Below are 25,599 nucleotides of genomic sequence, written 5' to 3'. Positions count from 1 at the left end.
ACACATGAGCGAGATGCTGGGCGCACAGCGCCGCAAGAAATCCCTGTTTCGCGAATATGCCGAAGCGCTGGTCATGGCGCTGCTGCTGGCAATGGTCATCCGCACCTTTGTGGTGCAGTCCTTCAAGATTCCGTCGGAATCCATGATGAATACCCTGCTGGTGGGGGACTATCTGCTGGGCGAGAAGTTTACCTACGGCCTGAAGATTCCCTTCACCGACATTACCGTGTATGAGGGGCGCGATCCCCAGCGCGGCGAGGTGGTCATCTTTGCCTATCCCAAGGACCCCTCCCTGGACTTCATCAAGCGCATTGTGGGCATTCCCGGCGATGTCATCGAGGTGCGCAACAAGCAGCTTTACCGCAACAACGAACCGGTGCAGGAAAGCTATGCCCGCTTTACCGATCCGGACAATATCTTTGGCGTGCGTGACGACTTCGGCCCGGTTACCGTGCCGGAAGGGCATTACTTCATGATGGGTGATAACCGCGACAATTCGCAGGATTCGCGCTTCTGGGGCTTTGTGTCCCGGGATGCCATCCGGGCGCGGGCCTGGCGCATCTACTGGTCCTGGAATGCGGAGGCGGACGGCTTCTTCAATGCCATCCGCTTCGACAGGCTGGGCAAGGCCATCGAATGAGCATGCGGGGGCGCGGCACTGTCGCGCCCCCGTTGCGTTTGCAGGGGGAGGCATGGTCGTACGGCTGTACAGTGCCGGGCTGGAGGGCGTGGACGCCTTTCGCGTGGATGTGGAGGTGGAGTGCATACGCCAGGGCCTGCCCTCCTTTTCGCTGGTGGGGCTGGCCGAGGCTGCCGTGCGCGAGGCCCGGGACAGGGTTTTTGCCGCATTGCGCTCCGGGGGCTTCCGCCTGCCGCCGGCCCGCATCACGGTCAATCTGGCGCCGGCCGGCCGCCGCAAGGGAGGAACGGCCTATGACCTGCCGCTGGCCCTTGGTCTGCTGGCAGCCAGCGCGCAGCTGGACCCCGCCTGTCTGCACGGGCGCTTCTTTGCGGGGGAGCTGTCCCTTTCCGGTCTGCTCCGGCCGGTTCCCGGCATGCTGCCCATGGCCCTGCTGGCCCGCAGCGAGGGCGCGTCAGCCTGCGTGCTGCCGCCGGGCAATGCGGCCGAGGCCGCCGTGGTGCGCGGGGTGGATGTGTATGCCCCCCGCAATCTTGTCCAGTGTGTGGCCTTTCTGCGCGGCGAGCTGCCATTGCCCGCCACGGAGCCGTCCGGGGATAACGCCGCGGTACCACCGCCGCAATGGGACTATGCCGACGTCAAGGGGCAGCAGGCCGCCAGAAGGGCGCTGGAAGTGGCGGCTGCCGGCGGGCACAATGTGCTCATGATCGGCCCGCCCGGCAGCGGCAAGACCATGCTGGCCCAGCGGCTGCCCAGCATTCTGCCGCCCCTTTCCTTTGACGAGGCGCTGGAGGTCACCAAAATCTACAGCGTGGCCGGGCAACTGCCCGACGGGGGCGGCCTCGTGCGCGTGCGGCCCTTCCGCTCGCCGCACCATACGGTTTCCGAGGCGGCCCTGGTGGGCGGGGGCACGCATCCCCGGCCCGGCGAGGTGTCGCTGGCCCACAGGGGCGTACTTTTTCTGGATGAGCTGCCGGAATACCGCAAATCGGCGCTGGAGGTGCTGCGTCAGCCGCTGGAGGACGGGGTGGTGACCATTGCCCGCGCCAGCCAGAGCGTCACCTATCCGGCGGACTGCATGCTGGTGGCGGCCATGAATCCCTGCCCCTGCGGCTATCATGGCGATCCGCAGCATACCTGCACCTGTCGTCCCGATCAGCTGGCCCGGTATCGGAGCCGGCTTTCCGGTCCGCTGCTGGATCGCATTGATGTGCATGTGGAAGTGCCGGCCGTTCCCTACGAGGAGCTGAGCGCCGCCGTGCCCGGCGAGTCGTCGGAGGCCATTCGCGAGCGCGTGCTGGATGCCCGGCAGCGGCAGCAGGAACGCTATGCCGGCACCGCCGTGCACAGCAATGCGGCCCTGTCCGGGGCACTTCTGGAACGCCATTGCGCGCCGGACGCCGAAGGGCAGGCCCTGCTGCGGGCCGCGGTGCAGCGCCTGGGTCTTTCTGCCCGGGCCTATACGCGCATTCTGCGTCTGGCCCGCACCATTGCCGATCTTGACCACAGCCACAGCCTGCGCTCCCGGCATCTTGCCGAGGCCATTTCCCTGCGTGTGCTGGACCGGCCCCTGCTGTAGGGCCTGCCCGTGCCTGATCCCGTATGGCGGCGGCCAGGCCCGCCGCAGAACCTGTTGCAGAAAAACGGCGCCGCCCCCCGCGGGAACGGCGCCGTTATTTTATGAGGGGAGCAGCGGCATCAGGCCTTGTGGAGCATGATGTCCAGAATAACCCTGTCCGTTCCCTGCATGCCGGTGGAGCCGAGACGGCCCAGATTGGCGATGCAGGTTTCGATATCGTCATCCACGATGCCTTCATGGCCGGGCACAACCTGCCCGCCGAGGGCCAGCAGCGCGGCCTGTATGCCGGCGCTCACGGCCGTGGCCACCTTGAGGGCGCAGCTGCTCTTGGCGCCGTCGCAGATCATGCCGGCCACATTGCCCACCATATTGCGTATGGTGCGCTCCATGTCCGGGAGGCCGCCCCCCATGAGCATGGCAATGCCGCAGGCCGCGGCAGTACCGGCCACCATGGCGCCGCAATGGGCGGACAGGCGCCCAAGGTGATGCTTGATGTGAATGGAGGTGAGGTGGCTCATGATGAGGGCGCGGGAGAGGGCCTCGTCATTGCAGCCCTGCCGGATGGCGCAGGCAACCACGGGCATGGTGCAGGTGATGCCCTGATTACCGCTGCCGGAATTGCTCATGACCGGCATCATGACACCGGCCATGCGCGCATCGGCCGCCGCGGCTGTGAGCCGGATGGCGAAGGTGGGCAGGTCATCGGCCAGAACGCGCTGACGCACCTGGGTTTCCACCATCTTGCCCACGCCCAGGCCATAGTGCTCGCGCAGGCCCTCCTCGGCCACCTGGCGGTTCATGCGGGCTGCTTCCATAATGAAGCTGATGTCCTTCAGCGGGGCGTTTTGGGCAAAGGCATGAACCTTTTCTAGGGTAAGGGGCCATGCGGTGTCCGCTTCCTGGACGGCGGCGTCGGGCCTGTCTGCCTGGAAGACCAGCTGCCCGTCCTGCCAGACCCGGGTAATGTTGGTATGGCTGTCCCGCAGCTCGGCAGCGGCGCTGTGGCCGTCGGCACGGGCTGTCACCAGGCAGTAGAGCAGAAGGGTATTGTCCTCCGGCAGGTGCAAGGTCACCTGACCGGCGGCCACCATGTCTCTGGCGGCCTGGGCGGTGCGCTGATCCAGATGACGCAGGCATTCCAGACCAAGGGCGCTCCGGCCGGCCAGGGCGCCGGCTGCCGCCGCCACGCCCAGCCCAGCCTCGCCGGTGCCGGGAACCATGACGCCCATGCCGTTCTTGAGCAGATTGGCGCTGACGGCCACATCCAGGCTGTGCGGCGGGCGGCCCAGGGCCTCGGCGGCACGGGCCGCGCACAGGGCCACGGCAACGGGTTCGGTGCAACCCAGGGCCGGGACCACCTCCGCATGCAGCAGGTTCAGGATGGCGGCGTATTCCTGCTGGGGCATCATGCCTTTTCCGCCGGCTCGCCGTGCTGGAGTTCGCCCAGTTCGCCGTGACGGTTGAACAGCCCTTCCAGCATGAGGGTCAGGGCGCCGTCGCCGGTGACGTTGCAGGCCGTGCCGAAGCTGTCCTGCAGGGCAAAGATGGCAATGAGCAGGGCTACGCCGGTCTGGTCAAAGCCCAGCACCCCGGTGACGATGCCCAGCGAGGCCACCACCGTGCCGCCGGGAACCCCCGGCGCGCCCACGGCGAAAATGCCCAGCAGCACGCAGAAGATGAGCATGGTGCCCACACTGGGCAGGCTGCCGTAGAGCATGAGATGCAGGGTCATGCAGAAGAAGGTTTCCGTCAGCACGGAGCCGCACAGATGCACCGTGGCGCCCAGCGGCACCATGAATTCCACCATGTTGCGGCTGAGCACGCGAGACTTGCGGGCGCATTCCAGCGCCACGGGCAGGGTGGCCGCGCTGGACATGGTGCCCACGGCCGTGAGGTAGGCGGGCACGTAGTGGCGGAAGACCTCAACGGGGTTGCGGCCGGAAAGCAGGCCGCCGATGGCGTAGAGCAGGGCCATCCAGAGGAAATGCCCCACGATGACAATGAGCACCATGGAAATGAAGACCGGCAGGTGCAGGCTCAGCGACCCCTCGTAGGCCAGCCCCAGGAAGGAGAGTCCCACAAAGAAGGGCAGAATGGGAATCATGATGCGCACCACCAGCATGCTGACCATGCGTTCAAGCTCGTTGAAGAGCCTGGTCATGGTCTCGGACTTGGTCCAGGCAATGGCCACGCCGAAGCACAGGGCCAGAACCAGGGCGCTCATGACGCTGAACAGCGGCGGAATGTCCAGGCGGAACACCATGTCGGGCAGCTTGCGCAGGGTTTCCGTTTCCGTGGCAATGGACAGGTTGGGAATGATGAGGTAGCCCGAAACGGTGGAAAACAGGGCCGCCCCCAGGGAGGAGACATAGGCCAGGGCCACGGCCGTAAACAGGATTTTGCTGGCATTCTGCCCCAGGCGCACGATGGCGGGCGTGATGAAGCCCACAATGACCAGAGGCACCAGGAAGAAGATGATCTGCCCGAAGATGTGCCGCAGGGAAACCACCACGTCCAGCACATTTCTGAGCGGCCCGTCGGCATGATCGCCGATGTACAAGCCCAGCAGGGCGCCGATGACGATGCCCGCCAGCAGTTTGAGAATAAGGGAAAAGTCTTTCAACGGTGCAGCCATGACAACCTCCGAACTGCCTGTTTTTGCGACGGAAACGGGCCGGTGGAAAGCCGGAATGGCCTGGCCAGTTTCACTGTGGCCGGTTATAGCGCAGGGCATGTCCGCTGGCAATGTGCCGCCGGCGGCGAGGCTGGTCAGGCGCGGCGCAGCGGGCAGGGGGCAGGGGCGGGCGGTCAGTCCTCCGGCGTGCCGTGGTGCCCGCTGTTTTGTTCCAGCTGCCAGCGGGTCAGCGCATTGTAGATGCAGCGGCGGGAATCCCGGGAGACGGCAAAGAGATGCTCCAGGGTCTGCTGCATGTCGCTGCGGGCCGTGTGCCCGGCCGAGGGGCAGACATTGGCCCAGAGGGGCAGCTCCCACTGTCGGGCGGCCTTGATGATGTACTTTTTCTCCACCAGCAGCAGCGGCCGGATGAGCCGCAGGCGGCCGCCAAAGAAGGGTTCGTTCATGCTCATGCCGTCCACGCGGCCGTTGCGGGCCAGATTGAGGAAGAAGGTCCCCACCAGATCATCGGCATTGTGCCCGAGGGCCAGATGCGTCAGCCGGTACTGGGAGCACAGCTCAAACAGACGCTTGCGCCGCAGCCAGGCACAGCGGAAGCAGGGGGAGCGGCGGCGGTTTTCCTCGGAATGGGCGTGCGGGCCGAAGTCCGTCACTTCCAGATGCGCGGGGATGCCGTGCCGTGTCAGCCACGGCAGCAGCGCGGCATGGCTCTGGACATCAAAACCCGGATTGAGGTGGATGGCCATGAGTTCAAAGCGGAAGGGCACAATGCCCTGGCGGATGTGCAGGGTCTTGAGCAGCACAAAGCTGTCCACGCCGCCGGAAACGGCAACCCCCACCCGGCAGCCGGGCCAGAGCATGCCGGCCTGCTGCATGGCCTTGCCTGCGCTCTTGACGCAGACTTCCTGTGCATAGGATCGTTTTTCACGCATGGCGCGGCATGTCGCATGAAGCGCCGTTGCCGTCAAGGGCTGTGCCGGGGTGGGCGGACGATCCGCGGCTTTCTTCTGTCGGGATATTGACAGTAAAAAGCGCATTGTGTACGCTTGAACGTTACGAAAGAAAGTGTTCACACGCCGCGCCTGCCATGTCGGGCACGGCTCTTTTCGTCCGCATGGCCCGGCGCCGTGCGATGCCGTTTCTGCGGCAGGCCGCAGAAGCGAACTCCAGGAGGATTCATGGCCCGTATTACCGTGGAAGATTGTCAGGAACGCGTGGACAACCGCTTTCTGCTGGTGCAGATGGCCATCAAGCGCGTGCGTCAGTACCGCGAGGGGTACGAACCGCTGGTGGAAAGCCGTAACAAGGAAGTGGTGACCGCCCTGCGCGAAATTGCCGCCGGCAAGGTCATGCCCGATGACATGCGCCTCTACACGCCCCTGCCTGCGGATCAAGAGGCTCCCAGTACCGAAGGCTAGTCATGGCGCAGCGCGACTATTACGAAGTGCTGGGCGTGGCCCGCGACGCCTCCGAAGACGAGATCAAGAAGGCTTATCGCAAGCTGGCCATGAAGTATCACCCGGACCACAACCCCGGGGACAAGGACGCCGAGCAGAAGTTCAAGGAGGCCGCCGAGGCCTACGATGTGCTGCGCGATGCCGACAAGCGCGCCCGCTATGACCGTTTTGGCCATGCCGGCGTGCAGGGCGGGGCAGGCGGTTTTGGCAGCACAGATGACATCTTTGCCCACTTCAGCGACATTTTCGGCGATCTCTTTGGTTTTTCCGGGGCTGCTGCCGGGCATGGCCCGCGGCCCATGGCTGGCGCCGACCTGCGCTACAATCTGGAAATCACCTTTGAGCAGGCTGCCACGGGGACGGAAATTCCGCTCAAGCTGCCGCGTCATGACGAGTGCCCGGACTGCAAGGGCAGCGGAGCGGCTCCCGGAACCCGGCCCGAAACCTGCCCCCACTGCCATGGTACGGGACAGGTGCGCCGCACGCAGGGCTTTTTCCAGATGGCCATGCCCTGTCCTTCCTGTCAGGGAACGGGGCAGTTCATTGCCAAGCCCTGCCCGCGCTGCAAGGGCCATGGCGTTGTGGAAAACATCCGCGAGATCATGGTGCGCATTCCTGCCGGTGTGGATACCGGCACGCGCCTGCGGGTGCGCGGCGAGGGTGAGGCCGGCGTGCACGGCGGCCCTCCCGGCGACCTGTATGTGGTGCTGGAGGTGGCCCCCAGCAAGCGGTATGAGCGGCAGGGCCAGGACCTTATCTATACCTGCGAAATTTCCTTTGTTCAGGCGGCGCTCGGGCACAAGCTGGAAGTGCCGGGCCTCAATGGTCCGCTGCCGCTGGTCATTCCCAAGGGCATCCAGAGCGGCACCCCGCTCTATATCCGGGGCGAGGGCATGCCCTATCCCGGCCGCAAGCAGCGGGGCAACCTGGTGGTGCTGGTCAAGGTGCTGACGCCCACCAAGCTCACGGAGCGGCAGGAAGAGCTGCTGCGCGAATTCGATCATCTGACGGAAGACGGCCCCATGGAAAAGGTAAAAAAGGCTGCCAAGAAGATCGGCAAGGCCATGGGACTGGACTGAGAACGGAAACAAGAGCCGGAAAGCACGGGGCGACCGCAGGGGTCGCCCCTTTTTTTGGGCCTGCGGCCCGCCGGAGCAGGGCAGGAGCCACGGGAAATCCCCGGACATTTTTGGCGGCGACGCTTGCGTCCGAAAGAAAGTGGGAGTACTCTCGGCCCTGGATTCGGGGGGCGGTATGCCCCATCTTTCGGACAATTGCCCCCATGGCGGGAACGCCGGCGTCAATCCCGAAGGGGAAAATGTTTTTTGTCCCTGTAACAGATTGTATTACTACGAATTTTTAGAAAAACATCCTGTCTGTTTCACAAATTCGCAAAAAACAGACTGTTCAATCAAACAGTTTTTTGCTAGGCTCTGTCATCCATGTTCCGCCGGGCGTACGTTTTTTCTGTGTCCTGCCTGCGTCCGGGCTGCGGCCCGGCGACGGAATACGTAGTTCACGATGCCGGTCCCCGGCCGCACGCCACCCCTTCCGCGCGCGCCCTTGCCGGCCATGCTTCAGAAAAACGCGTCCCAACGGACGCAAGGAGGATCCATAAATGGCAAAAATGAAAACCATGGACGGTAACAACGCTACCGCCCACATAGCCTACGCCTTGTCTGACGCGGCGGCCATCTTCCCCATCACCCCTTCGTCCGTCATGGGCGAAGTGGTGGACGAAATGGCTGCCAAGGGTGTGCTCAACCTCATGGGCCAGAAGGTTCTGGTGCGTGAAATGCAGTCCGAAGCCGGTGCTGCCGGCGCCGTGCACGGCATGCTGTCCGGTGGCGCCCTGACCAGCACCTTCACGGCCTCTCAGGGCCTGCTGCTCATGATCCCCAACATGTACAAGATCGCCGGCGAACTGCTGCCCGGCGTCTTCCATGTTTCGGCCCGTGCGCTGGCCTCCCACGCGCTGTCCATCTTCGGCGACCATCAGGACGTCATGAGCGCCCGTCAGACCGGTTTTGCCTTCCTCTGCTCCTCGTCGGTGCAGGAATGCATGGACCTGGCCCTGGTGGCCCATCTGTCCGCCATTGATGCCAGCCTGCCCTTCTGCCACTTCTTCGACGGCTTCCGCACCTCGCACGAAGTGCAGAAGATCGAAGTCATCGACTACGAAGACATCCGTGGCCTGGTGAACTGGGACAAGGTGGAAGAATTCCGCAGCCTGGCCATGAATCCGGAGCATCCCTCCGTGCGCGGCACCGCCCAGAACCCCGACATCTACTTCCAGAACCGCGAAGCCAGCAACCGCTACTACAATGCCGTGCCGGCCATCGTGCTGGAAAACATGGAAAAAGTGGCCTCCATCACCGGCCGCAAGTACAAGCTCTTCGACTATGTGGGCGATCCCGAAGCCGACCGCGTCATCGTGAGCATGGGTTCCTCCTGTGAAGTCATCCAGGAAACCGTGAACTACCTGAACCAGCGCGGCCAGCATGTGGGCCTGGTCAAGGTCCGCCTGTTCCGTCCCTTCTCCGCCGAACATCTCATGCGCGCCATTCCGGCCACGGCCAGCACCATCACCGTGCTTGACCGCACCAAGGAACCCGGCTCCCTGGGCGACCCCCTGTACCAGGACGTGTGCACCGCCTTCATGGAAAAGGGCGAAGCCCCGACCATCATTGCCGGCCGCTACGGTCTCGGTTCCAAGGACTTCACCCCCGGCATGGCCAAGGCCGTGTTCGACAACATGCTGGCCACCGGTCCCAAGAATCACTTCACCGTGGGTATCCGCGACGACGTGACCAACCTGTCCCTCGACGTTGAAGAAGAAATCAACACCGTGCCCGCCGGCACCGTGCAGTGCAAGTTCTTCGGCCTCGGTTCCGACGGTACCGTGGGCGCCAACAAGCAGGCCGTCAAGATCATCGGCGACAATTCCGACATGTACGCCCAGGCCTACTTTGCCTATGACTCCAAGAAGTCCGGCGGCCTCACCGTGTCGCACCTGCGTTTCGGCAAGGAACCCATCCAGTCTTCCTACCTCATCACGCAGGCTGACTACATTGCCTGCCACAAGTCCTCCTACGTCACCATGTATGACGTGCTGGACGGCGCCAAGGACGGCGGCACCTTCGTGCTGAACTCCAACTGGACCCTGGCCGACATGGAAAAGCACCTGCCGGCTGCCATGAAGCGCACCATCGCCCGCAAGCACCTCAAGTTCTACAACGTGGACGCCGTGAAGGTGGCCGCCGAAGTGGGCCTGGGTGGCCGCATCAACATGATCATGCAGACGGCCTTCTTCAAGCTGGCCAACGTGATCCCCTTTGAAGAAGCGGTGAACCTGCTCAAGGAATCCATCAAGAAGACCTACGGCATGAAGGGCGACAAGGTCGTCAACATGAACATTGCCGCCGTGGAAAAGGGCATGGACGCCCTGGAAGAAGTGAAGTACCCCGCCGAGTGGGCCAATGCCACGGAAGGCGCGGTGGTCTGCCATGACGGCGACGACGATTACATCGCCGATTACGTGCGTCCCATTCTGGCCCAGCGCGGCGACAAGCTGCCTGTGTCCGCCATGGACGACGCCGGCTTCGTGCCGCTGGGCACCGCTGCCTGTGAAAAGCGCGGTGCGGCCATCCTGGTGCCCGAATGGCAGGTGAACAACTGCATCCAGTGCTTCCAGTGCTCCTTCGTGTGCCCGCATGCCGCCATCCGTCCCGTCATCGCCACGGAAGACGAACTGAAGGGCGCTCCCGCCACCTTTGAAGTGAAGGATGCCCAGGGCAAGGAACTCAAGGGCCTCAAGATGCGCATGCAGGTCTACGCCGAAGACTGCCTCGGCTGCGGTTCCTGCGCCGACGTCTGCCCGGCCAAGGAAAAGGCCCTGGTCATGAAGCCGCTGGAAACCCAGATCGACGCCCAGAAGGCCAACCTGGCCTTTGCCGAAGAAAATATCGCGCTGAAGGATTCGCTCATGCCGCGTGACACCGTCAAGGGTTCGCAGCTCCAGCAGCCTCTGCACGAATTCTCCGGCGCCTGCGCCGGCTGCGGCGAAACCCCCTATGCCAAGGTGCTCACCCAGCTCTTTGGCGAACGCATGATCATCGCCAATGCCACGGGCTGCTCCTCCATCTGGGGCGCCTCCTCGCCCACCACGCCGTACACCACCAACAAGGACGGCTTCGGTCCGGCCTGGGGCAACAGCCTGTTTGAAGATGCCGCCGAATACGGCTGCGGCATCGGTCTGGCCTATGTGCAGCGCCGCAACCGCCTGGCCATGCTGGTCAAGCAGCTGCTGGAAGAAGACGGCGTGTCCGCCGAACTGAAGGAAGCCCTGCAGGGCTGGCTGGACAACAAGGACGACGCCACCCTGTCCCGCGAATTCGGCGAACGTGTGCTGGCCAACCTGGACGACTGCGGCAGCCCGCTGGCGCACGCCATCTGGCACATGAACGACCTCTTCACCAAGAAGAGCATCTGGATCTTCGGTGGTGACGGCTGGGCCTATGACATCGGTTACGGCGGCCTGGACCATGTGCTGGCCTCCGGCGACGACATCAACGTCCTGGTCTTCGACACCGAAGTGTACTCCAACACCGGTGGTCAGGCCTCCAAGTCCACGCCGCTGGGCGCCATCGCCCAGTTTGCCGCCGCCGGCAAGCGCATGGGCAAGAAGGACCTGGGCCGCATGGTCATGAGCTACGGCTACGTCTATGTGGCTTCCATCGCCATGGGCGCCGACAAGGCCCAGGTGGTCAAGGCCTTCCGCGAAGCCGAAGCCTACAAGGGTCCCTCGCTCATCATCGCCTACGCTCCCTGCATCAACCAGGGCCTGCGCAAGGGTATGGGCAAGAGCATGGCGGAAGCCAAGATGGCCGTGCAGACCGGCTACTGGCCGCTGTATCGCTTCAATCCCGACCTGGTGGCCGAAGGCAAGAATCCCTTCCAGCTCGACTACACCAAGGAACCCAATGGCGAATTCCAGGACTTCCTGGCTGGCGAAACCCGTTTTGCCGCTCTGGACAAGAAGGCTCCCGAAGTGTCCAAGCAGCTCAAGGAACAGCTGGACAAGTCCTATATGGAACGCTTTGCCATGTACAAGCAGCTGGCTGACCTGCCGCTGCCCGGCAGCAGCAAGTAGTCTCTGAATCTGACGGGGGTGCGGCCATGCCGCACCCCCCGTCGCATACCGGCCCTGGAGTCATGGCAGCCTGGCTGTCGATTCTTGGAGGAACCATGAACGCTCTGTATCTTACCGCAACCGGCCCGCTGTCCGGTAAAACCGCTGCCACCCTGGGCATCATGCACATGCTCAGCCTCAGCATGCGCGATGTGGCCATTTTCCGGCCCATTATCAATACGCCCCAGATGACGGATCGTGACCCGGATATCCACCTGATGCTGGAACAGTTCAAGCTGCGCCAGGATTACGTGGATACCTTTGTCTACACCTATGAAGAGGCCCGCAAGGTCATCAACCGCGGCGATCACGACCTGGTCATCGAAACCATCATCAAGCAGTTCAAGAAACTTCAGGCGGAACACGACTTTGTGCTGGTGGAAGGCACCGACTTCCTGGGCAAGGACGCCGTGTACGAATTTGAACTCAATGCCGAGATCGCGTCCAACCTCGGCTGCCCGGTGGTGCTGGTGGTCAATGGCGAACATTCGGCCGACGACCTGCGCCAGAGCCTGCAGGCGGTCATGGCCACCATGCACCAGCAGTCTCTGGAGGTGGTGGCCAGCATCATCAACCGTGCCCATCTCTCCCAGATGGAACTGGACGAAATCCGCGATGCCCTGAGCACCGACGAAAAGCGGGCGCTGGTCTATGCCATCCCCGACGATCCCACCATTGCCAAGGCCAGCATGTATGATGTGAAGAAGGGCCTGGGCGCGGAAGTGCTCTACGGGGAAAACCGCCTGGACACCACGGTGGGTTCCTACCTCATCGCGGCCATGCACATTGACAACTTCATCAAGCATGTGGAAAACGGGCAGCTCATCATTACGCCCGGTGACCGCACGGACATTCTGCTGGCGTCCATCAGCGCCCGCCTGTCCTCCGCCAAGCCGGACGTGGCCGGCGTGCTGCTCACCGGCGGCATCCGTCCCACCAAGGAAGTGCGCGAACTCATCGAGGGCTGGACCAACTCGCCGCTGCCCATTCTCATGACCGACATGCTCACCTACCAGAGCGTCATGGCCCTGAATGAAATTTCCGGCTGCATCGAACCCACGGATACGCGCAAGATCAATACCGTGCTTGGCCTGTTCACCCACCATGTGAACACCAAGGAAATCGGCAGACGTCTCAAGGTCAGCTCCAGCAGTTCGCGCATGACGCCCATGATGTTCGAATTCAACCTCATCGAGCGTGCCAAGACCAAGAAAATGCGCATTGTTCTGGCCGAAGGCGAGGAAGAACGCATCCTTCAGGCCACGGATATCCTGCTGCGCCGCGACGTGGCGGACATCATTCTGCTGGGCAATCCCGATGTCATTCAGCAGAAGGCCCGCGACATGAACCTGGATGTTTCCGGGGCCACCATCATCGAACCGGCCACGTCGCCCAAGTTTGATGAATACGCCAATGCCTACTACGAAATGCGCAAGGCCAAGGGGATTACCCCCGAAACCGCGCGCGACGTCATGAATGACGCCACCTACTTTGCCACCATGATGGTCAAGAAGGACGATGCGGACGGCATGGTTTCCGGCGCGGTAAACACCACCGCCCACACCATTCGCCCGGCCTTTGAGTTCATCAAGACCAAGCCCGGCTTCTCCGTGGTGTCCTCTGTCTTCCTCATGTGCCTCAAGGACCGCGTGCTGGCCTTTGGCGACTGCGCCGTCAATCCCAATCCCACGGCTCAGCAGCTGGCCGAAATCGCCGTGGCCTCTGCCCATACGGCGGAAGTCTTCGGCATCACCCCGCGTGTGGCCATGCTCTCCTACTCCACGGGCACGTCCGGCAAGGGCGTGGATGTGGACAAGGTCAAGGAAGCCACCAAGATTGCCAAGGAACTGGCCCCCGATCTGCTGCTGGAGGGTCCCCTCCAGTACGATGCGGCCATCGACCCCACTGTGGCCAAGACCAAGCTGCCTGACAGCCAGGTGGCCGGCCGCGCCACGGTCTTCATCTTCCCGGACCTCAATACGGGCAACAATACCTACAAGGCCGTGCAGCGCGCTGCCGAAGCCGTGGCCATCGGCCCGGTTCTGCAGGGCCTGAACAAGCCCGTCAACGACCTGTCCCGCGGTTGCACCGTGCCGGATATCGTCAATACCGTGGCCATCACCGCCGTGCAGGCGGCTGCCGAAAAGGCCTAGTTGCACAACCTGCGGACCGGAACGGCCAGGCGCCTTCCGGTCCGCTTCATACCCAGAGGAATATACCGCATGAAAGTTCTGGTCATCAATGCCGGTTCTTCTTCCTGCAAATACCAGCTGCTGGAAATGGAGAACGAAAGCGTCCTGTGCTCCGGTGTGGCCGAGCGCATCGGGCAGAGCATGGGGCGTCTGTCCCACAAGCTGGCCCCTGATACGGACAGGGAAGAAAAGATTGTCAAGGAAGCGCCGTTCCCCACCCACGTGGAAGCCATGGAACTGGTCATTTCCATGCTTACGGACCCCGAAAAGGGCGTGATCAAGGACAAGAGCGAAATCTATGCCATTGGTCACCGCGTGCTGCATGGCGGGGAATCCGTCACCACGCCCGTGCAGGTTGACGAACGCGTCAAGGGCATCATCCGCGACTGCTTCCTGCTTGGCCCCCTGCACAATCCGGCCAACCTCGCCGGTATTGAAGTCTGCGAAAAGCTCTTCCCCGGCGTGCCCAATGTGGCCGTGTTCGATACGGAATTCGGCATGGGCATGGACGAGGAAGCCTATATGTACGGCCTGCCCTACGAGCTGTACGAAGAGCTGCGCATCCGCCGCTACGGCTTCCACGGCACCTCCCACAAGTACATTGCCAAGAAGACGGCCGAATATCTGGGCAAGCCGCTGAAGGACCTGCGCTCCATCACCATGCACCTGGGCAACGGTTCGTCCATGAGCTGCGTGCGTGACGGTCGCTGCCTGGACACCAGCATGGGCCTGACGCCTCTGGAAGGTCTCATCATGGGCACCCGCTGTGGCTCCATCGACCCGGCCATCGTGCCCTTTGTCATGGAAAAGAAGGGCCTGTCCCCTGCTGAAATGGATACGCTCATGAACAAGAAGTCCGGCCTGCTGGGCCTGTGCGGCTTCACGGACATGCGCGACGTGCACAGGGAAGTGGACAACGGCAACAAGCGTGCCGAACTGGCGCTGAAGATGCTGGTTCGCGGCATCAGGAAGATTCTGGGCAGCTACTTCTTCCTGCTGGAAGGCAAGGTGGACTCCATGGTCTTCACGGCCGGTATCGGCGAAAATGACGATATCGTGCGCGAAGCGGTCTGCGAAGGTCTTGAAGCCTTTGGCATCACGCTGGATCGTGAAGAAAACCGGACCCGCAAGCCCGGCGCCCGCACCATTTCCACGGCGGACAGCAAGGTCAAGGTGCTGGTCATTCCCACCAACGAAGAACTGCAAATCGCTCAGGCCACGCTGGAAGTGCTGGCCAAATAGTCAGGCTGTTTTCACGGTTCTGCTGACAACGGTCCTGCCCCTGAGGGGGCGGGACCGTTTTTTTGTTGGCACGGGAAGCGCCTGCGGGCGGGCGACGCAGAAGCAGCCGGGGGCGCGTCGCCGAAGGGAGAGAAAGGCTGTCTGCGCGACCGGCCAGCGCGGCACCGAGGCACACAAGGGCATCCCTGGGCCGTGCCGCCGGCGTTGGGCATGTGCGGAGAAGTCGGGGTGTCAGCCGGACACGGAGGAGCGGGCACGTCGGTAGGGCTGCACTCCGTGGGCCGTGGCACAGCAAGACAGTGCGGAAGGGGAGAGGGCGCCTTCCGGCAGGCGACGTGCCGCGGACGGTTACGCAGACGGGCGGGGTACAGGAAGCCAAAGGGTGTGTACCGCGTACATGCTGGCTGGGCTGATCTGGAAAAACGGCGGGCGGTCGTCCAGGGCCGGGACGCTGCCTTCCCCGGACGAGCAAGCGACAGCCCTGGAAGGGCGCCCCGCCAGACGGTCATGCCGCAGACAAAAAGCCGCCCCGCCCGCCCGTGCCAGGAGGCAGCGGGGGACGGGGCTGGCCATGAGCCATGGGGAGCGTTGTGCGCTACAGGGCAGGGTGTCCCAGAGGGGGCAGCAGCTGCTCCAGAGCAGCGCCCATGCGCAGCAGGCCGGCTTCGTCAAAGGCGCGCCCCAGCAGCTGCATACCTACGGGCATGCCGCTTTCTTCGCCCCTGCCCACGGGCAGGGAGAGACCGGGCAGACCCGCCAGGTTGAGCGACAGGGTGTAGGCATCCATCAGATACATCTGCAAGGGATCGGCAGTGTTCTCGCCCAGCTTCCAGGCCGTCACCGGCGAAACGGGGCAGAGCAGGGCGTCGCATTGCGTCAGGGCAGCGGCGTATTCATCGCGGATAAGGCGGCGAACCTGGGCAGCCTTGCGGTAATAGGCGTCGTAATAGCCGGAGGAGAGCACATAGGTGCCCAGCATGATACGGCGCTTCACTTCCTGGCCGAAGCCTTCGGAGCGGGAACGCACATAGAGGTCCTGGAGATTGGTCAGATCAGCGGCACGACGGCCGTAGCGCACCCCGTCAAAGCGGGCCAGATTGGAAGAGGCCTCGGCCATGGCAATGATGTAGTAGGTGGCAATGGCTGCCCGCGTATGGGGCAGGTCCACGTCCACCACCTCGGCGCCGGCCGCGCGGGCGGCATCAATGGCCCGCTGGCAGGCGGAACGCACTTCGGGCGCCAGCCCGTCACCATAGAACTGGGCGGGCAGGCCCAGACGCATGCCCTGCATGGAGCCGCGGGCGGCGCCTTCGCGGGCAGCGGCCACGTAGTCTTCCACGGGACGGGGATCGCAGGTATCGTCCCGGTCATCATGCCCGGCAATGACAGCCAGGATGCGGGCGCAGTCCTCCACGCTGCGGGCCAGCGGTCCCACCTGATCCAGCGACGAGCCGTAGGCAATGAGACCGTAACGGGAAACGCGGCCGTAGGTGGGCTTCAGGCCAACGCAGCCGCACAGGGCCGCGGGCTGCCGGATGGATCCGCCCGTGTCGGAACCGAGCGAGGCAAAGCACTGCCCCGCGGCCACGGAAGCGGCGGAACCGCCACTGGAGCCGCCCGGTACGCGGCTGGTATCCCACGGGTTGTGGCAGGCGCCATAGGCGGAGTTTTCCGTACCGGACCCCATGGCAAATTCATCCATATTGTTCTTGCCCAGAATGATGGCCCCGGCCTCCTTGAGGCGCTGTACCGCAAAGGCGTCAAAAATGGGCACGAAACCTTCCAGAATGCGCGATCCGGCCGTGGTGGGCATGCCTTCGGTGGACAGGGCGTCCTTGATGGTCACCGGCACGCCCCACAGGGGGCTGCTGGCATCAGGGCCGGCGGCGTCCAGTTCACGGGCGCGGGCAAGGGCGCGCTGCCCGTCCACATGCAGCAGGGCATGCAGGGCGGGTTCCGTGGCGGCAATGCGGTCAAGGCAGGCCTGGGTGGCCTGTTCGGCCGAGATGGTCTTGTGCTGCAGGGCGTCGACGAGCGCGCTCAGACTCAGGGAACAGATGGAATTCATGGCGGACCTCAGGGCTAAACAATGCGCGGAACGACAAAATAGGCGCCATCGCCTTCCGGCGCATTGGCCAGAACGGCTTCGCGGCTGCGCCGGTTTTGGGCAACGTCCTCACGCGGCACACTGATATGCTGAACGGGGCTGTAGAGCGGCTCCACGCCGCTGGTGTCCACCTGGGCCAGAACATCCATATAGGACAGGATGTCACCAAACTGACGCGCAAACAGCGCCTGTTCTTCCGGGCTGACGGAAAGACGCGAGAGCGTGGCCATGTGGGCCACGTCATCCTGCGAAATGGTTTTGTCGGACATGTGTTTTCCTTTATGTAAGCGAAAGAACCCGGCGGCCAGGCCGCCGGGTCCGGGAATGACGGATCAGCGGGCCGATGAGGGCAGCCGCAGCTTGTAGGAAGGACGGGGCGTGGTGCTCAGCGGTCTGGACGGAGCGCTTTGTCCGCCGGCCGGCAGCGTCATGCTGCCGTGCGAAGCGGCCATGCCGGGCTGCGTCGTGGCGCCGGGCAGGCCGGGCACCAGGGGGGTGCCGTTTTCATCCACGGCGGGCAGTCCCTGCATGCGCAGGGCAGCACGCTGGACAATGGCCGTGCGCGCGGCCTTGAATTCCTCCACGTCCAGCGCCTTCATGCCCTGGGCCGCGGGCTGGAACAGATAGAGCTTCTGATGTGCCAGGCCCTTGCTGTCCCAGGAAAGGGGCGCCATGCCCCAGACCATGCGGATGCGCGAGGCTGCGGCGGAAACGGCAGCAGCCGGTACCCGTCCGCTAAGGCCCATGTTCACCGAGAAGCGGGCAAAGTCATAGCCCAGCGCCGTCCAGAAGTCATTGCCGGCGCCCTTGAGGGCGCGCGGCGCCATGAACTGGTTCCAGGCACCGGGGAAGACGGCCAGGGCATAGCGTTCGCTGTCGGCAACGCTCTTGCCCGAAAGGCTCTGTTCCCAGCTCATGGTGCCCAGGAGCACAAGGCGGTCCTCGCCGTTGTAGACCAGGGCCGTGGTCAGCATGCCCATATTGCGCCAGGAATCGGGCAGGAAGAGGGCCTCGAACGGCGTATGCGGAATGGGCGTATTGCCATCCTCGGCCTGGGTGGGATTGACGAGCTGCGCGGCAGAGGCCGTCCACGAGCTGGGATTGCGCGCATCGTAGGTGGCCTTTTGCAGGCCAAGGCCACGTTTTTGCAGGCTGCTCTCCATGAGGCTGGTCATGCGCTGGCTGTAGGCATCGCCCGGCGTGAAGGCGCCGAAGGTGGAAATGCCCAGCGTGCCGTTGGCAAAGTTCACCAGGGCATCGATCTGATCCTGCGGGCTGGGGAAGAAGCGCCAGGCCCGAACGCCTTCGTCCCCGTCATTGAGCGTGGCCATGAAGGTAAAGAAGGCGCGTTTTTCGGTGGCGCCGCTCTGTTTGGCCTTGTTGTAGACCGACGCTTCCAGCGGTCCGCCCACCACGGCGCAGCTTTCCGGCAGGGCATCCAGGCGGGTCAGCCAGTCAGCCGCGCTGGTGTTGATGACTTCCAGACGGGCATTGATGCCGTTGCCCTTCATTTCCTGCACGGCGGTGGTGGCACCCTTGCGGATTTTGGAGGCAATGGGAGCATACGGCCCGCTGCCGGGCAGAGCCAGGACAATGCAGGGACCCTGGGCCACGGCCGGCTTGGCCGGCTGCTTGCCGCCCAGCGAGGGGAACTGACAGCCGCTCAGGGCAAGAGCCGTCAGGAGGAGCAGACCACAGAGAAGACAAGACGGAGTACGCGGTTTCATGCCATACCCTTTCCGTTGATGCAGACAGGCGCGGGACTAGCGGGAATGAGGAGGACGCGGCCCGTCAGGGCGATGATCCGGGGCGCTGGGCCGATGATCACGGGGCGGCATGGGCCGGTGATTGTCGCCACGGGGCGGCGGAGGCCGGTGATAGCCACGGCCATCGTCATAATAGGGGTCATGACAGCCGGTGATGAAGAGCACGGGCACAGCGAGAAGCAGGGCAACGAGAAGCAGACGCATTCTTTGCATGATTTCCTCCTTAGGGGGAGAGGTCAGCGCGGTTGCGCGGGATGCGGACGCGCCGGCCGATGCGGGGGGCGGGCCTGCATCCCCCGCGTGGGCGGGGTTGTTGGGGTGACATAGCTGCCAGGGGGCGGCGGCACGGGCCGTTTCACCCCGCCGGAACGGGGCGGCGTTGTCGTGCGGCGGCCACTGTCAGCAGGGGCGGCCAAGGCGGGGACAGCCACCAGGCAGGTGAGCAGAAGCGCAAGGCAGCAGCAAAGCAGACTGCGCATGGCAAAATCCTCCCGTGAATCAGCCTGCCATGCGGGAAGGGCTGTCCTGCCAGGTCTGGAGCATGCCGGGTGATTCCTTTGGCTCCTCGTGCTGCCAGGCTGCACATCCCGCGGCGGAGAGAAGCAGCAGCATACCGGCCAGCACAAGAAGATGCCGGCAGCGCCGCAGACAGGTCTGTTGCATGGCGGTTTCCTCCGTGGACAGACGGTTATGCACGTCAGCCGGCATTCTAGTACAGGGTGGCAGGGGACGCAAGCCGCCGCCGGGCCTTCCCGTTGCAGGGACGAAAAAAGGGGGACGGACCCCAGTCCATCCCCCTTTCTGTCAGCTGTGCACAGCGTGGCGCTTATTTCTTCACTTCGGTAAAGTCGGCATCCACCACGTCGTCACCGTTGTTGCCGGCTCCGCCGTTGTTGCCGCCGGCCGCACCGGCGCTGGCGCCGCTGGCGCCGGCCTGGGCAGCGCCCTGCTGCTGGTAGAGCTGTTCGGCCAGCTTGTGCGAGGCCTTGGCCAGTTCTTCCGTGGCGGCCTTGATGGCGGCGGCGTCATCGCCTTCCATGAGCTTGCGCAGGCTGGCGATCTTGCCTTCCAGGTCGCTCTTGAGGGCGGCGTCGGCCTTGTCGCCCAGATCGTTGAGGCTCTTTTCCGTGCCGTAGATGAGGCTGTCGGCATGGTTGCGGGCCTCGATGACTTCCTGCTTCTTCTTGTCTTCGCTGGCGTGGGCTTCCGCTTCACGCACCAGGCGCTGGATGTCTTCTTCGGACAGGCCGGACGAGGACTGAATCTTGATGGACTGTTCCTTGCCCGTGCCCATATCCTTGGCCGAAACATTGACGATACCGTTGGCGTCAATGTCAAAGCTCACTTCGATCTGCGGCACGCCACGGGGCGCCGGCGGAATACCGGTGAGGTCGAAACGGGCCAGAGTCATATTGTCGGCCGCCATGGGACGTTCGCCCTGGAGCACGTGGATGGACACGGAGGGCTGGTTGTCCGCCGCCGTGGTGAACACATTGCTCTTGCGGGTGGGGATGGTGGTGTTGCGGTCAATGAGCTTGGTGAACACCCCGCCCATGGTTTCGATGCCCAGCGACAGGGGCGTCACGTCCAGCAGCAGCACGTCCTTCACGTCACCGGTGAGGATGCCGCCCTGAATGGCCGCACCCATGGCCACCACTTCGTCCGGGTTCACGGAACGGTTGGGATCCTTGCCGAAGAATTCGCCCACCTTCTTCTGCACCAGGGGCATACGGGTCATGCCGCCCACGAGGATGACTTCATCAATCTGGCTGGCGGACAGGCCGGCATCGGCCAGCGCCTTCTTGCAGGGATCGATGGTACGTTCCACCAGGTCGGCCACCATGGCTTCCAGCTTGGCGCGGGAGAGCTTGATCAGCAGGTGCTTGGGGCCGTTCTGGTCAGCCGTGATGAAGGGCAGGTTCACTTCCGTTTCCATGGAGGTGGACAGTTCCTTCTTGGCCTTTTCGGCGGCTTCCTTCAGGCGCTGCAGGGCCATGCTGTCCTTGGACAGGTCAATGCCGTTGTCCTTCTTGAATTCTTCCACCAGGAAGTTGATGATGCGCTGGTCGAAGTCTTCGCCGCCGAGGAAGGTATCCCCGTTGGTGGCGCGCACTTCCACCACGTTGTCGCCCACTTCCAGAATGGAAATATCAAAGGTGCCGCCGCCCAGGTCAAAGACGGCAATCTTTTCATTGGCCTTCTTGTCGAAACCGTAGGCCAGCGAGGCTGCCGTGGGTTCGTTGATGATACGCTTCACTTCCAGACCGGCAATGCGGCCGGCGTCCTTGGTGGCCTGACGCTGGGCGTCGTTGAAATAGGCCGGCACGGTGATGACGGCTTCGCTCACCGTTTCACCCAGGTAGGCTTCCGCGTCAGCCTTGAGCTTGGCCAGAATCATGGCCGAAATTTCAGGAGCGGTGTAAACGCGGCCGTCCACTTCCACACCGGCGTCATCATTGGCCGCCTTGGTAATGGTATAGGGCGAATGTTCCTTCCAGCGGTTCACTTCCGCCGAATCGTACTTGCGGCCCATGAGCCGCTTGATGGCAAAGATGGTACGCTTGGGGTTGGTCACGGACTGACGCTTGGCAATATCGCCCACAAGGCGTTCCTTGTCGGTAAAGGCTACCACGGAGGGCGTGGTGCGGCCGCCTTCGGGATTGGTGATGCACTTGGGATCCTTGCCTTCCATGACGTAGACGCAGGAATTGGTGGTCCCAAGGTCGATGCCGATAATCTTGGACATATATGAACCCTCCTCAGGAGAAAACTCATTGTGGTGGAAATGCGGGGCATTTCCGTTCGACTGAAAGGTAAGTCTTTCTGCGCAGCCGTCCAGAGGGAAATGGAAAAATTTTTTTCGGTGTTTGACGACCGTCTGTTGACCTGAAAAAATGAGCGGGATAAGGTCTACAGTAGGCCAAGGAAAAAGGGATATTCCCCCGTGATTCTTTTCCACAATGGGAGGAGCTATGGATATCAACAGGCGTCAACTCATGCTCGGTATCGGTGGACTGGCGGCCGGCAGTGCCCTGGCGGCCATGACGGGCCAGGCCCTGGCGGCCCCTGACGGCAAGATGAAGCGCTTTGAGCAGGTCAACGGCGACTTTGGCTGGAAGCCGCACAAGCTGGACCCTGCGGAATGTGCCCAGGTGGCCTATGAAGGCTACTGGCACAATGACTACGCCTGTGGCTACGGCGCGTTCTACAGCATTATCGGCCTCATGGCCGAAAAGTACGGCGCGCCCTACAATCAGTTCCCCTTCACCATGCTGGAAGCCAACAAGGGCGGCATTTCCGACTGGGGCACCATCTGTGGCGCGCTCTACGGGGCAGCGGCGGCCTATGCCCTGTTCTGGGGGCGCAACGAGCGCACGCCCATGGTCAATGAACTCTACCGCTGGTATGAAACCACCAAGCTGCCCATCTATACGCCCAAGAAGGCGGTGGGCGTGGCCGGCGAAATTCCGTCCAGCGTCTCGCATTCCGTGCTCTGCCACATTTCCGTTTCCCGCTGGGCCTATACCAACAAGATCGAGGCCACCAGCAAGAAGCGCAACGAACGCTGCGGCCGCCTCACGGCCGATGTGGCCTACAAGGCCGTGGAAATCATGAACGCCAAGATTGACCAGGGCAAGAACTTCAAGGGAACCCTTGGCAAGCAGGAAGCGGTGGAAACCTGCGGCGCCTGCCACCAGACCAAGGGCAACGAAGCCAACTGGGCCAAGGGTGTCATGGACTGCACGCCCTGCCATAACGGCAGCGAGGCCCTGGCCAACAAGTTTGTGGACCATCCCTAGTCATCCCATCCGAAACGCTGTCTGACAGCCGGCAGCATGGCGCCGCTACGCCATGCTGCCGTTTTTTTGTGCCTGGCGGCAGATCGAGACAGGAGCACACGGGGGCCTTTCCCGGCTGCGGTCATGGTCATATTGCCCGGACAGGGCCTGCCATCTGCGGGAAATGCCCCGGCCACGGGCGTCAGGCGCGCAGCCACTCCCTGACTTCGGCCGGCGAGGGCACACGGCCCGTGCAGCGTATGGTGCCGTCAATGACCACGGCCGGGGTGGCCAGCACCCCCAGGGCCATCATGGCGCGCAGATCCGTCACCTTTTCCACGACAGCATCCTGACGCATTTCTTCCACCGCTTCCCGCACGATACTTTCTGTTTCCCGGCATTTGGCACAACCGGGTCCTACCACCTTGATATCCATGGTATCCTCCTGAGGCTTACAGTATATGCTGGAGCTGGATGCCGTTGAACAGCCAGCCCACCAGCGTGAACATGAGCAGCAATATGCCCAGAAAACACAGCAGCAGCTGCCAGCGCATGACCTGCTTGAGCATGAGCACTTCCGGCAGGCTGGCGGCCACGGTGCTCATGCAGAAGGCCAGGGTGGTGCCCAGGGGAAGGCCCTTGAGCAGCAGACTTTCCATGACGGGAATGATGCCGGTCACATTGGTGTAGAGCGGAATGCCCACCGCCACGGCCGCCGGCACGGACCACCACTGCCCCGTGCCCAGATGTTCGGTAAACCACTGCTGCGGCACGTAGCCGTGCAGGGCCGCACCCAGTCCCACACCAGCCACCACCCACAGCCAGACCCGGCGGAAGATGCCCGTCATTTCTCCCCAGGCAAAGGCATGGCGCTGGCGCAGGCCCGGAGCGCCCTGGAGGGAAGCGGGCTGTCCGGCCGGCATGGCGTCCTGTTGCAGGGCGTCCCGCAGAAAGGGTTGCAGCCAGCGTTCGGCATGCAGCAGATCCATGACCAGGCCGCCCACCATGCCCGCCAGCATGCCCACCGCCACATAGATGACGGTAAACTTCCAGCCCAGCAGGCCCCAGAGCAGGACCACGGCAATTTCATTGACCAGCGGCGAGGTGATGAGAAAGGCCAGGGTGATGCCCAGGGGAATGCGCGCCATGGTGAAGCCCAGAAAAAGGGGAATGCTGGAGCAGGAACAGAACGGAGTGATGGCGCCAAAGCCGGCGCCGAGCACATAGCCCAGGCCGCGCCCCCGGCCCGCGAGATAGTCACGCACCCGCTCCACATGCAGGCCGGCCCGCAGCCAGCCGATCACATAGACCATGAGCACAAGCAGCAGCAGAATCTTGGGCGTATCATACAGAAAGAACTGGACGGCCGCTCCCTGCGGCGAATCTTCTGCCAGGCCGAGGACATCATGCGCCAGCCAGCGGGAAAGGGGGAGTACGCCCGCATAGGCTGCCAGCCAGAGCGCAAGGGCCACGATTCCCGTGCCCCAGTAGCGCAGCGGATGTATATGCTCGCCGGAGGGCGCGGGGCCTGCCGCAGGGCTGGCCGCACAGCAACAGGCCGTTGCCCGGCGGGGAGAACAGGTTTGCTGCCCGGACGGCAGAGGGGAGGGGGTTGTCATGTGTGCTCCTTTTTTGTTTGTTGGCAAAATTGCCAAATAGAAGTCAAAAAAAAATTTCATGAGGTGTGGCGCAGCAGGGGAAGCTGGGCAGCAATACGCTGTTCAATAAGCTTGCCGGTACAGGTCAGGAAGGTGTCCAGACAACACAGTGCCAGCCGGTAGTAGATATTGGTGCCCCGCCGTTCCGAGGTGACCACTCCGGCTTCGCGCAGCACGGACAGATGCTTGGACACGGTGGACATATCGTCACCCACCAGCGCCTGGAGATCGCAGACGCATTTTTCCCCCTGCCGCAGGGCATCCACCATGAGCAGCCGGCTGGGATGCCCCAGGGCCTTGAAAATCTTGGCCTGCTCGGCCAGGAACTGGCGGTTGGGTAGGGAATGTGTACTCATATTTTGCTGTTTGGCAAAATAGCCCATTGCCCGGAGTGCTGTCAAGCGGGCGGGCAGGGAGCTTTCTGGCAGCGGCAGGACCGGCGCCCGTTGCCAGGCCCTGGTCCTGCCCGCATTCGTCCGGCGGAAAGGGCCGCCCGCTAGGCTTGCAGGCCGGAAACGGCCATGACCAGGCAGAGGCCCCCGATACAGGCAATGGTGGCGGCATTGCCATTGCCGGAGGCATTGGCTTCGGGAATGACCTCTTCCACCACCACGTAGACCATGGCCCCGGCGGCAGCGGCCAGGGCAATGGGCAGCAGCCCCTGGGTCAGCTGTGAGGATGCGGCGCCCAGCACGGCGCCGATGGGCGTGGTACAGCCGGAAAGGGCGCCGAACATCCAGGATTTTTTGGCCGAAAAGCCTTCGGCGCGCAGGGCTGTGGAAACCACCAGCCCTTCGGGCAGGTTCTGGAGCAGAATGGTGCCGGTGACCATGAGGGCCGAGGACATGCTCAAGGCCATTTCTGCGGGCAGAGCGCTGCCGGCCGATACGGCGCCATAGCCCACCCCCATGGTCAGCCCTTCGGGAATGTGGTGCAGGGTCATGGCCGTCACCAGAAGGATGCTGCGCCGCCAGCTGGTGGACAGACCCTCCTGCTGGTTCTGGTGTACATGCAGATGGGGCAGAAGATGGTCAAGACCCATGAGAAAGGCCGAGCCGATCATGAGGCCGCAGATCAGGGGCAGAAAGCTCAGGCGCCCCAGGGGGGCAGCCATGTCGGCCGCAGGCTGGAGCAGGCCCAGAAAGGCCGCACCCAGCATCATGCCGCCTGCGGCGCCCAGCATGCAGTCCATGGCGCGGCGCGAGAATTCGCGGCGCAGAAAAATGGCGCTGGCGCCCAGGCTGATGGATGTCCAGGAAAGCAGACCTGCCAGCAGGGCCTGCAGGGCAGGATGACTGAAAATATCCATGAAAAAAGCTCCTTTGCAGGAAAATGCGCCCTTCCGAAGCGGAC

Annotated in this window: 21 protein-coding genes; 8 read left to right on the top strand and 13 right to left on the bottom strand. The window is 63.3% G+C overall.

Going from position 1 to position 25,599, the window contains the following annotated elements:
• The first annotated feature begins 4 nt into the window (after positions 1 to 4).
• Both lepB and Q0J57_RS02020 read left to right on the top strand, forming a co-directional pair.
• Positions 5 to 640, top strand: coding sequence for a signal peptidase I (gene lepB / locus Q0J57_RS02025; protein ID WP_297216451.1), 636 nt, complete (start codon positions 5 to 7; stop codon positions 638 to 640).
• A 52-nt stretch (positions 641 to 692) separates the two neighbouring features.
• Positions 693 to 2,219 (top strand): YifB family Mg chelatase-like AAA ATPase, encoded by a 1,527-nt coding sequence (locus Q0J57_RS02020; RefSeq protein WP_297216448.1) that lies wholly within the window; start codon positions 693 to 695, stop codon positions 2,217 to 2,219.
• A 119-nt stretch (positions 2,220 to 2,338) separates the two neighbouring features.
• On the opposite strand, the gene Q0J57_RS02015 is transcribed toward Q0J57_RS02020, so the two are convergent.
• The 3 genes from Q0J57_RS02015 to Q0J57_RS02005 all read right to left on the bottom strand — a co-directional run bounded on the left by Q0J57_RS02015 (position 2,339) and on the right by Q0J57_RS02005 (position 5,786).
• Positions 2,339 to 3,628 carry an L-serine ammonia-lyase, iron-sulfur-dependent, subunit alpha gene (locus Q0J57_RS02015; protein ID WP_297216445.1) on the bottom strand — a complete coding sequence of 430 codons (1,290 nt, stop codon included), beginning with the start codon at positions 3,626 to 3,628 and terminating at the stop codon, positions 2,339 to 2,341.
• Entirely contained in the window at positions 3,625 to 4,854 is a 1,230-nt protein-coding gene (locus tag Q0J57_RS02010) for a dicarboxylate/amino acid:cation symporter (RefSeq protein WP_297216442.1), read from the bottom strand. The genes Q0J57_RS02015 and Q0J57_RS02010 overlap by 4 nt, the downstream gene beginning before the upstream one ends.
• 173 nt (positions 4,855 to 5,027) lie before the next feature.
• Positions 5,028 to 5,786, bottom strand: coding sequence for a tRNA 2-thiocytidine biosynthesis TtcA family protein (locus Q0J57_RS02005; protein WP_297216439.1), 759 nt, complete (start codon positions 5,784 to 5,786; stop codon positions 5,028 to 5,030).
• 246 nt (positions 5,787 to 6,032) lie between these two features.
• On the opposite strand from Q0J57_RS02005, the gene rpoZ reads away from it, so the two are divergent.
• From rpoZ to Q0J57_RS01980, 5 genes are all read left to right on the top strand, one after another.
• A complete protein-coding gene (gene rpoZ / locus Q0J57_RS02000; RefSeq protein WP_297216436.1) occupies positions 6,033 to 6,272 on the top strand; it encodes a DNA-directed RNA polymerase subunit omega in 240 nt (79 codons plus the stop codon).
• Between the two features lie 2 nt (positions 6,273 to 6,274).
• Complete coding sequence (dnaJ, locus tag Q0J57_RS01995; RefSeq protein WP_297216432.1) at positions 6,275 to 7,390, top strand: molecular chaperone DnaJ; 1,116 nt, start codon at positions 6,275 to 6,277, stop codon at positions 7,388 to 7,390.
• A 539-nt stretch (positions 7,391 to 7,929) separates the two neighbouring features.
• A complete protein-coding gene (nifJ, locus tag Q0J57_RS01990) occupies positions 7,930 to 11,463 on the top strand; it encodes a pyruvate:ferredoxin (flavodoxin) oxidoreductase (protein ID WP_297216430.1) in 3,534 nt (1,177 codons plus the stop codon).
• A gap of 95 nt (positions 11,464 to 11,558) precedes the next feature.
• On the top strand, positions 11,559 to 13,655 hold the full coding sequence (gene pta / locus Q0J57_RS01985; protein ID WP_297216427.1) for a phosphate acetyltransferase: 2,097 nt from the start codon (positions 11,559 to 11,561) through the stop codon (positions 13,653 to 13,655).
• Between the two features lie 69 nt (positions 13,656 to 13,724).
• Positions 13,725 to 14,936 carry an acetate kinase gene (locus Q0J57_RS01980; protein ID WP_297216424.1) on the top strand — a complete coding sequence of 404 codons (1,212 nt, stop codon included), beginning with the start codon at positions 13,725 to 13,727 and terminating at the stop codon, positions 14,934 to 14,936.
• A 595-nt stretch (positions 14,937 to 15,531) separates the two neighbouring features.
• On the opposite strand, the gene gatA is transcribed toward Q0J57_RS01980, so the two are convergent.
• From gatA to dnaK, 6 genes are all read right to left on the bottom strand, one after another.
• Positions 15,532 to 17,004 carry an Asp-tRNA(Asn)/Glu-tRNA(Gln) amidotransferase subunit GatA gene (gatA, locus tag Q0J57_RS01975; protein WP_297216420.1) on the bottom strand — a complete coding sequence of 491 codons (1,473 nt, stop codon included), beginning with the start codon at positions 17,002 to 17,004 and terminating at the stop codon, positions 15,532 to 15,534.
• A 14-nt stretch (positions 17,005 to 17,018) separates the two neighbouring features.
• Entirely contained in the window at positions 17,019 to 17,312 is a 294-nt protein-coding gene (gene gatC / locus Q0J57_RS01970; RefSeq protein WP_297216419.1) for an Asp-tRNA(Asn)/Glu-tRNA(Gln) amidotransferase subunit GatC, read from the bottom strand.
• Positions 17,313 to 17,375: 63 nt separating this feature from the next.
• Complete coding sequence (locus Q0J57_RS01965) at positions 17,376 to 18,770, bottom strand: hypothetical protein (protein ID WP_297216417.1); 1,395 nt, start codon at positions 18,768 to 18,770, stop codon at positions 17,376 to 17,378.
• 36 nt (positions 18,771 to 18,806) lie between these two features.
• Complete coding sequence (locus tag Q0J57_RS01960; protein WP_297216415.1) at positions 18,807 to 19,022, bottom strand: hypothetical protein; 216 nt, start codon at positions 19,020 to 19,022, stop codon at positions 18,807 to 18,809.
• A gap of 285 nt (positions 19,023 to 19,307) precedes the next feature.
• Positions 19,308 to 19,472 (bottom strand): hypothetical protein, encoded by a 165-nt coding sequence (locus tag Q0J57_RS01955; RefSeq protein ID WP_297216413.1) that lies wholly within the window; start codon positions 19,470 to 19,472, stop codon positions 19,308 to 19,310.
• Positions 19,473 to 19,635: 163 nt separating this feature from the next.
• A complete protein-coding gene (gene dnaK / locus Q0J57_RS01950) occupies positions 19,636 to 21,555 on the bottom strand; it encodes a molecular chaperone DnaK (protein WP_297216410.1) in 1,920 nt (639 codons plus the stop codon).
• Positions 21,556 to 21,781: 226 nt separating this feature from the next.
• On the opposite strand from dnaK, the gene Q0J57_RS01945 reads away from it, so the two are divergent.
• On the top strand, positions 21,782 to 22,609 hold the full coding sequence (locus tag Q0J57_RS01945) for a C-GCAxxG-C-C family (seleno)protein (RefSeq protein WP_297216407.1): 828 nt from the start codon (positions 21,782 to 21,784) through the stop codon (positions 22,607 to 22,609).
• A 181-nt stretch (positions 22,610 to 22,790) separates the two neighbouring features.
• Here Q0J57_RS01945 and Q0J57_RS01940 read toward each other — a convergent pair whose 3' ends face one another.
• The 4 genes from Q0J57_RS01940 to Q0J57_RS01925 form a co-directional block, all read right to left on the bottom strand.
• Entirely contained in the window at positions 22,791 to 23,024 is a 234-nt protein-coding gene (locus Q0J57_RS01940; RefSeq protein WP_297216404.1) for a thioredoxin family protein, read from the bottom strand.
• Positions 23,025 to 23,040: 16 nt separating this feature from the next.
• Positions 23,041 to 24,207, bottom strand: coding sequence for a permease (locus Q0J57_RS01935; RefSeq protein ID WP_297216401.1), 1,167 nt, complete (start codon positions 24,205 to 24,207; stop codon positions 23,041 to 23,043).
• 56 nt (positions 24,208 to 24,263) lie between these two features.
• Complete coding sequence (locus Q0J57_RS01930; protein ID WP_297216398.1) at positions 24,264 to 24,602, bottom strand: metalloregulator ArsR/SmtB family transcription factor; 339 nt, start codon at positions 24,600 to 24,602, stop codon at positions 24,264 to 24,266.
• Positions 24,603 to 24,742: 140 nt separating this feature from the next.
• Complete coding sequence (locus Q0J57_RS01925) at positions 24,743 to 25,555, bottom strand: ZIP family metal transporter (RefSeq protein WP_297216395.1); 813 nt, start codon at positions 25,553 to 25,555, stop codon at positions 24,743 to 24,745.
• Positions 25,556 to 25,599 lie beyond the last annotated feature (44 nt).

Origin of the sequence: uncultured Desulfovibrio sp., from assembly GCF_944324505.1 — a bacterium.
GTDB lineage: Bacteria > Desulfobacterota > Desulfovibrionia > Desulfovibrionales > Desulfovibrionaceae > Desulfovibrio.
The sequence above is the reverse complement of the archived record's forward strand: the minus strand, read 5'-3'. Positions and strand labels throughout refer to the sequence as shown.

Bases quoted from the DNA above. Each gene is read 5' to 3' on its own strand.
- lepB (WP_297216451.1), top strand. From the start codon at position 5: ATGAGCGAGATGCTGGGCGCACAGCGCCGCAAGAAATCCCTGTTTCGC.
- Q0J57_RS02020 (WP_297216448.1), top strand. From the start codon at position 693: ATGGTCGTACGGCTGTACAGTGCCGGGCTGGAGGGCGTGGACGCCTTT.
- Q0J57_RS02015 (WP_297216445.1), bottom strand. From the start codon at position 3,628: ATGATGCCCCAGCAGGAATACGCCGCCATCCTGAACCTGCTGCATGCG.
- Q0J57_RS02010 (WP_297216442.1), bottom strand. From the start codon at position 4,854: ATGGCTGCACCGTTGAAAGACTTTTCCCTTATTCTCAAACTGCTGGCG.
- Q0J57_RS02005 (WP_297216439.1), bottom strand. From the start codon at position 5,786: ATGCGTGAAAAACGATCCTATGCACAGGAAGTCTGCGTCAAGAGCGCA.
- rpoZ (WP_297216436.1), top strand. From the start codon at position 6,033: ATGGCCCGTATTACCGTGGAAGATTGTCAGGAACGCGTGGACAACCGC.
- dnaJ (WP_297216432.1), top strand. From the start codon at position 6,275: ATGGCGCAGCGCGACTATTACGAAGTGCTGGGCGTGGCCCGCGACGCC.
- nifJ (WP_297216430.1), top strand. From the start codon at position 7,930: ATGGCAAAAATGAAAACCATGGACGGTAACAACGCTACCGCCCACATA.
- pta (WP_297216427.1), top strand. From the start codon at position 11,559: ATGAACGCTCTGTATCTTACCGCAACCGGCCCGCTGTCCGGTAAAACC.
- Q0J57_RS01980 (WP_297216424.1), top strand. From the start codon at position 13,725: ATGAAAGTTCTGGTCATCAATGCCGGTTCTTCTTCCTGCAAATACCAG.
- gatA (WP_297216420.1), bottom strand. From the start codon at position 17,004: ATGAATTCCATCTGTTCCCTGAGTCTGAGCGCGCTCGTCGACGCCCTG.
- gatC (WP_297216419.1), bottom strand. From the start codon at position 17,312: ATGTCCGACAAAACCATTTCGCAGGATGACGTGGCCCACATGGCCACG.
- Q0J57_RS01965 (WP_297216417.1), bottom strand. From the start codon at position 18,770: ATGAAACCGCGTACTCCGTCTTGTCTTCTCTGTGGTCTGCTCCTCCTG.
- Q0J57_RS01960 (WP_297216415.1), bottom strand. From the start codon at position 19,022: ATGCAAAGAATGCGTCTGCTTCTCGTTGCCCTGCTTCTCGCTGTGCCC.
- Q0J57_RS01955 (WP_297216413.1), bottom strand. From the start codon at position 19,472: ATGCAACAGACCTGTCTGCGGCGCTGCCGGCATCTTCTTGTGCTGGCC.
- dnaK (WP_297216410.1), bottom strand. From the start codon at position 21,555: ATGTCCAAGATTATCGGCATCGACCTTGGGACCACCAATTCCTGCGTC.
- Q0J57_RS01945 (WP_297216407.1), top strand. From the start codon at position 21,782: ATGGATATCAACAGGCGTCAACTCATGCTCGGTATCGGTGGACTGGCG.
- Q0J57_RS01940 (WP_297216404.1), bottom strand. From the start codon at position 23,024: ATGGATATCAAGGTGGTAGGACCCGGTTGTGCCAAATGCCGGGAAACA.
- Q0J57_RS01935 (WP_297216401.1), bottom strand. From the start codon at position 24,207: ATGACAACCCCCTCCCCTCTGCCGTCCGGGCAGCAAACCTGTTCTCCC.
- Q0J57_RS01930 (WP_297216398.1), bottom strand. From the start codon at position 24,602: ATGAGTACACATTCCCTACCCAACCGCCAGTTCCTGGCCGAGCAGGCC.
- Q0J57_RS01925 (WP_297216395.1), bottom strand. From the start codon at position 25,555: ATGGATATTTTCAGTCATCCTGCCCTGCAGGCCCTGCTGGCAGGTCTG.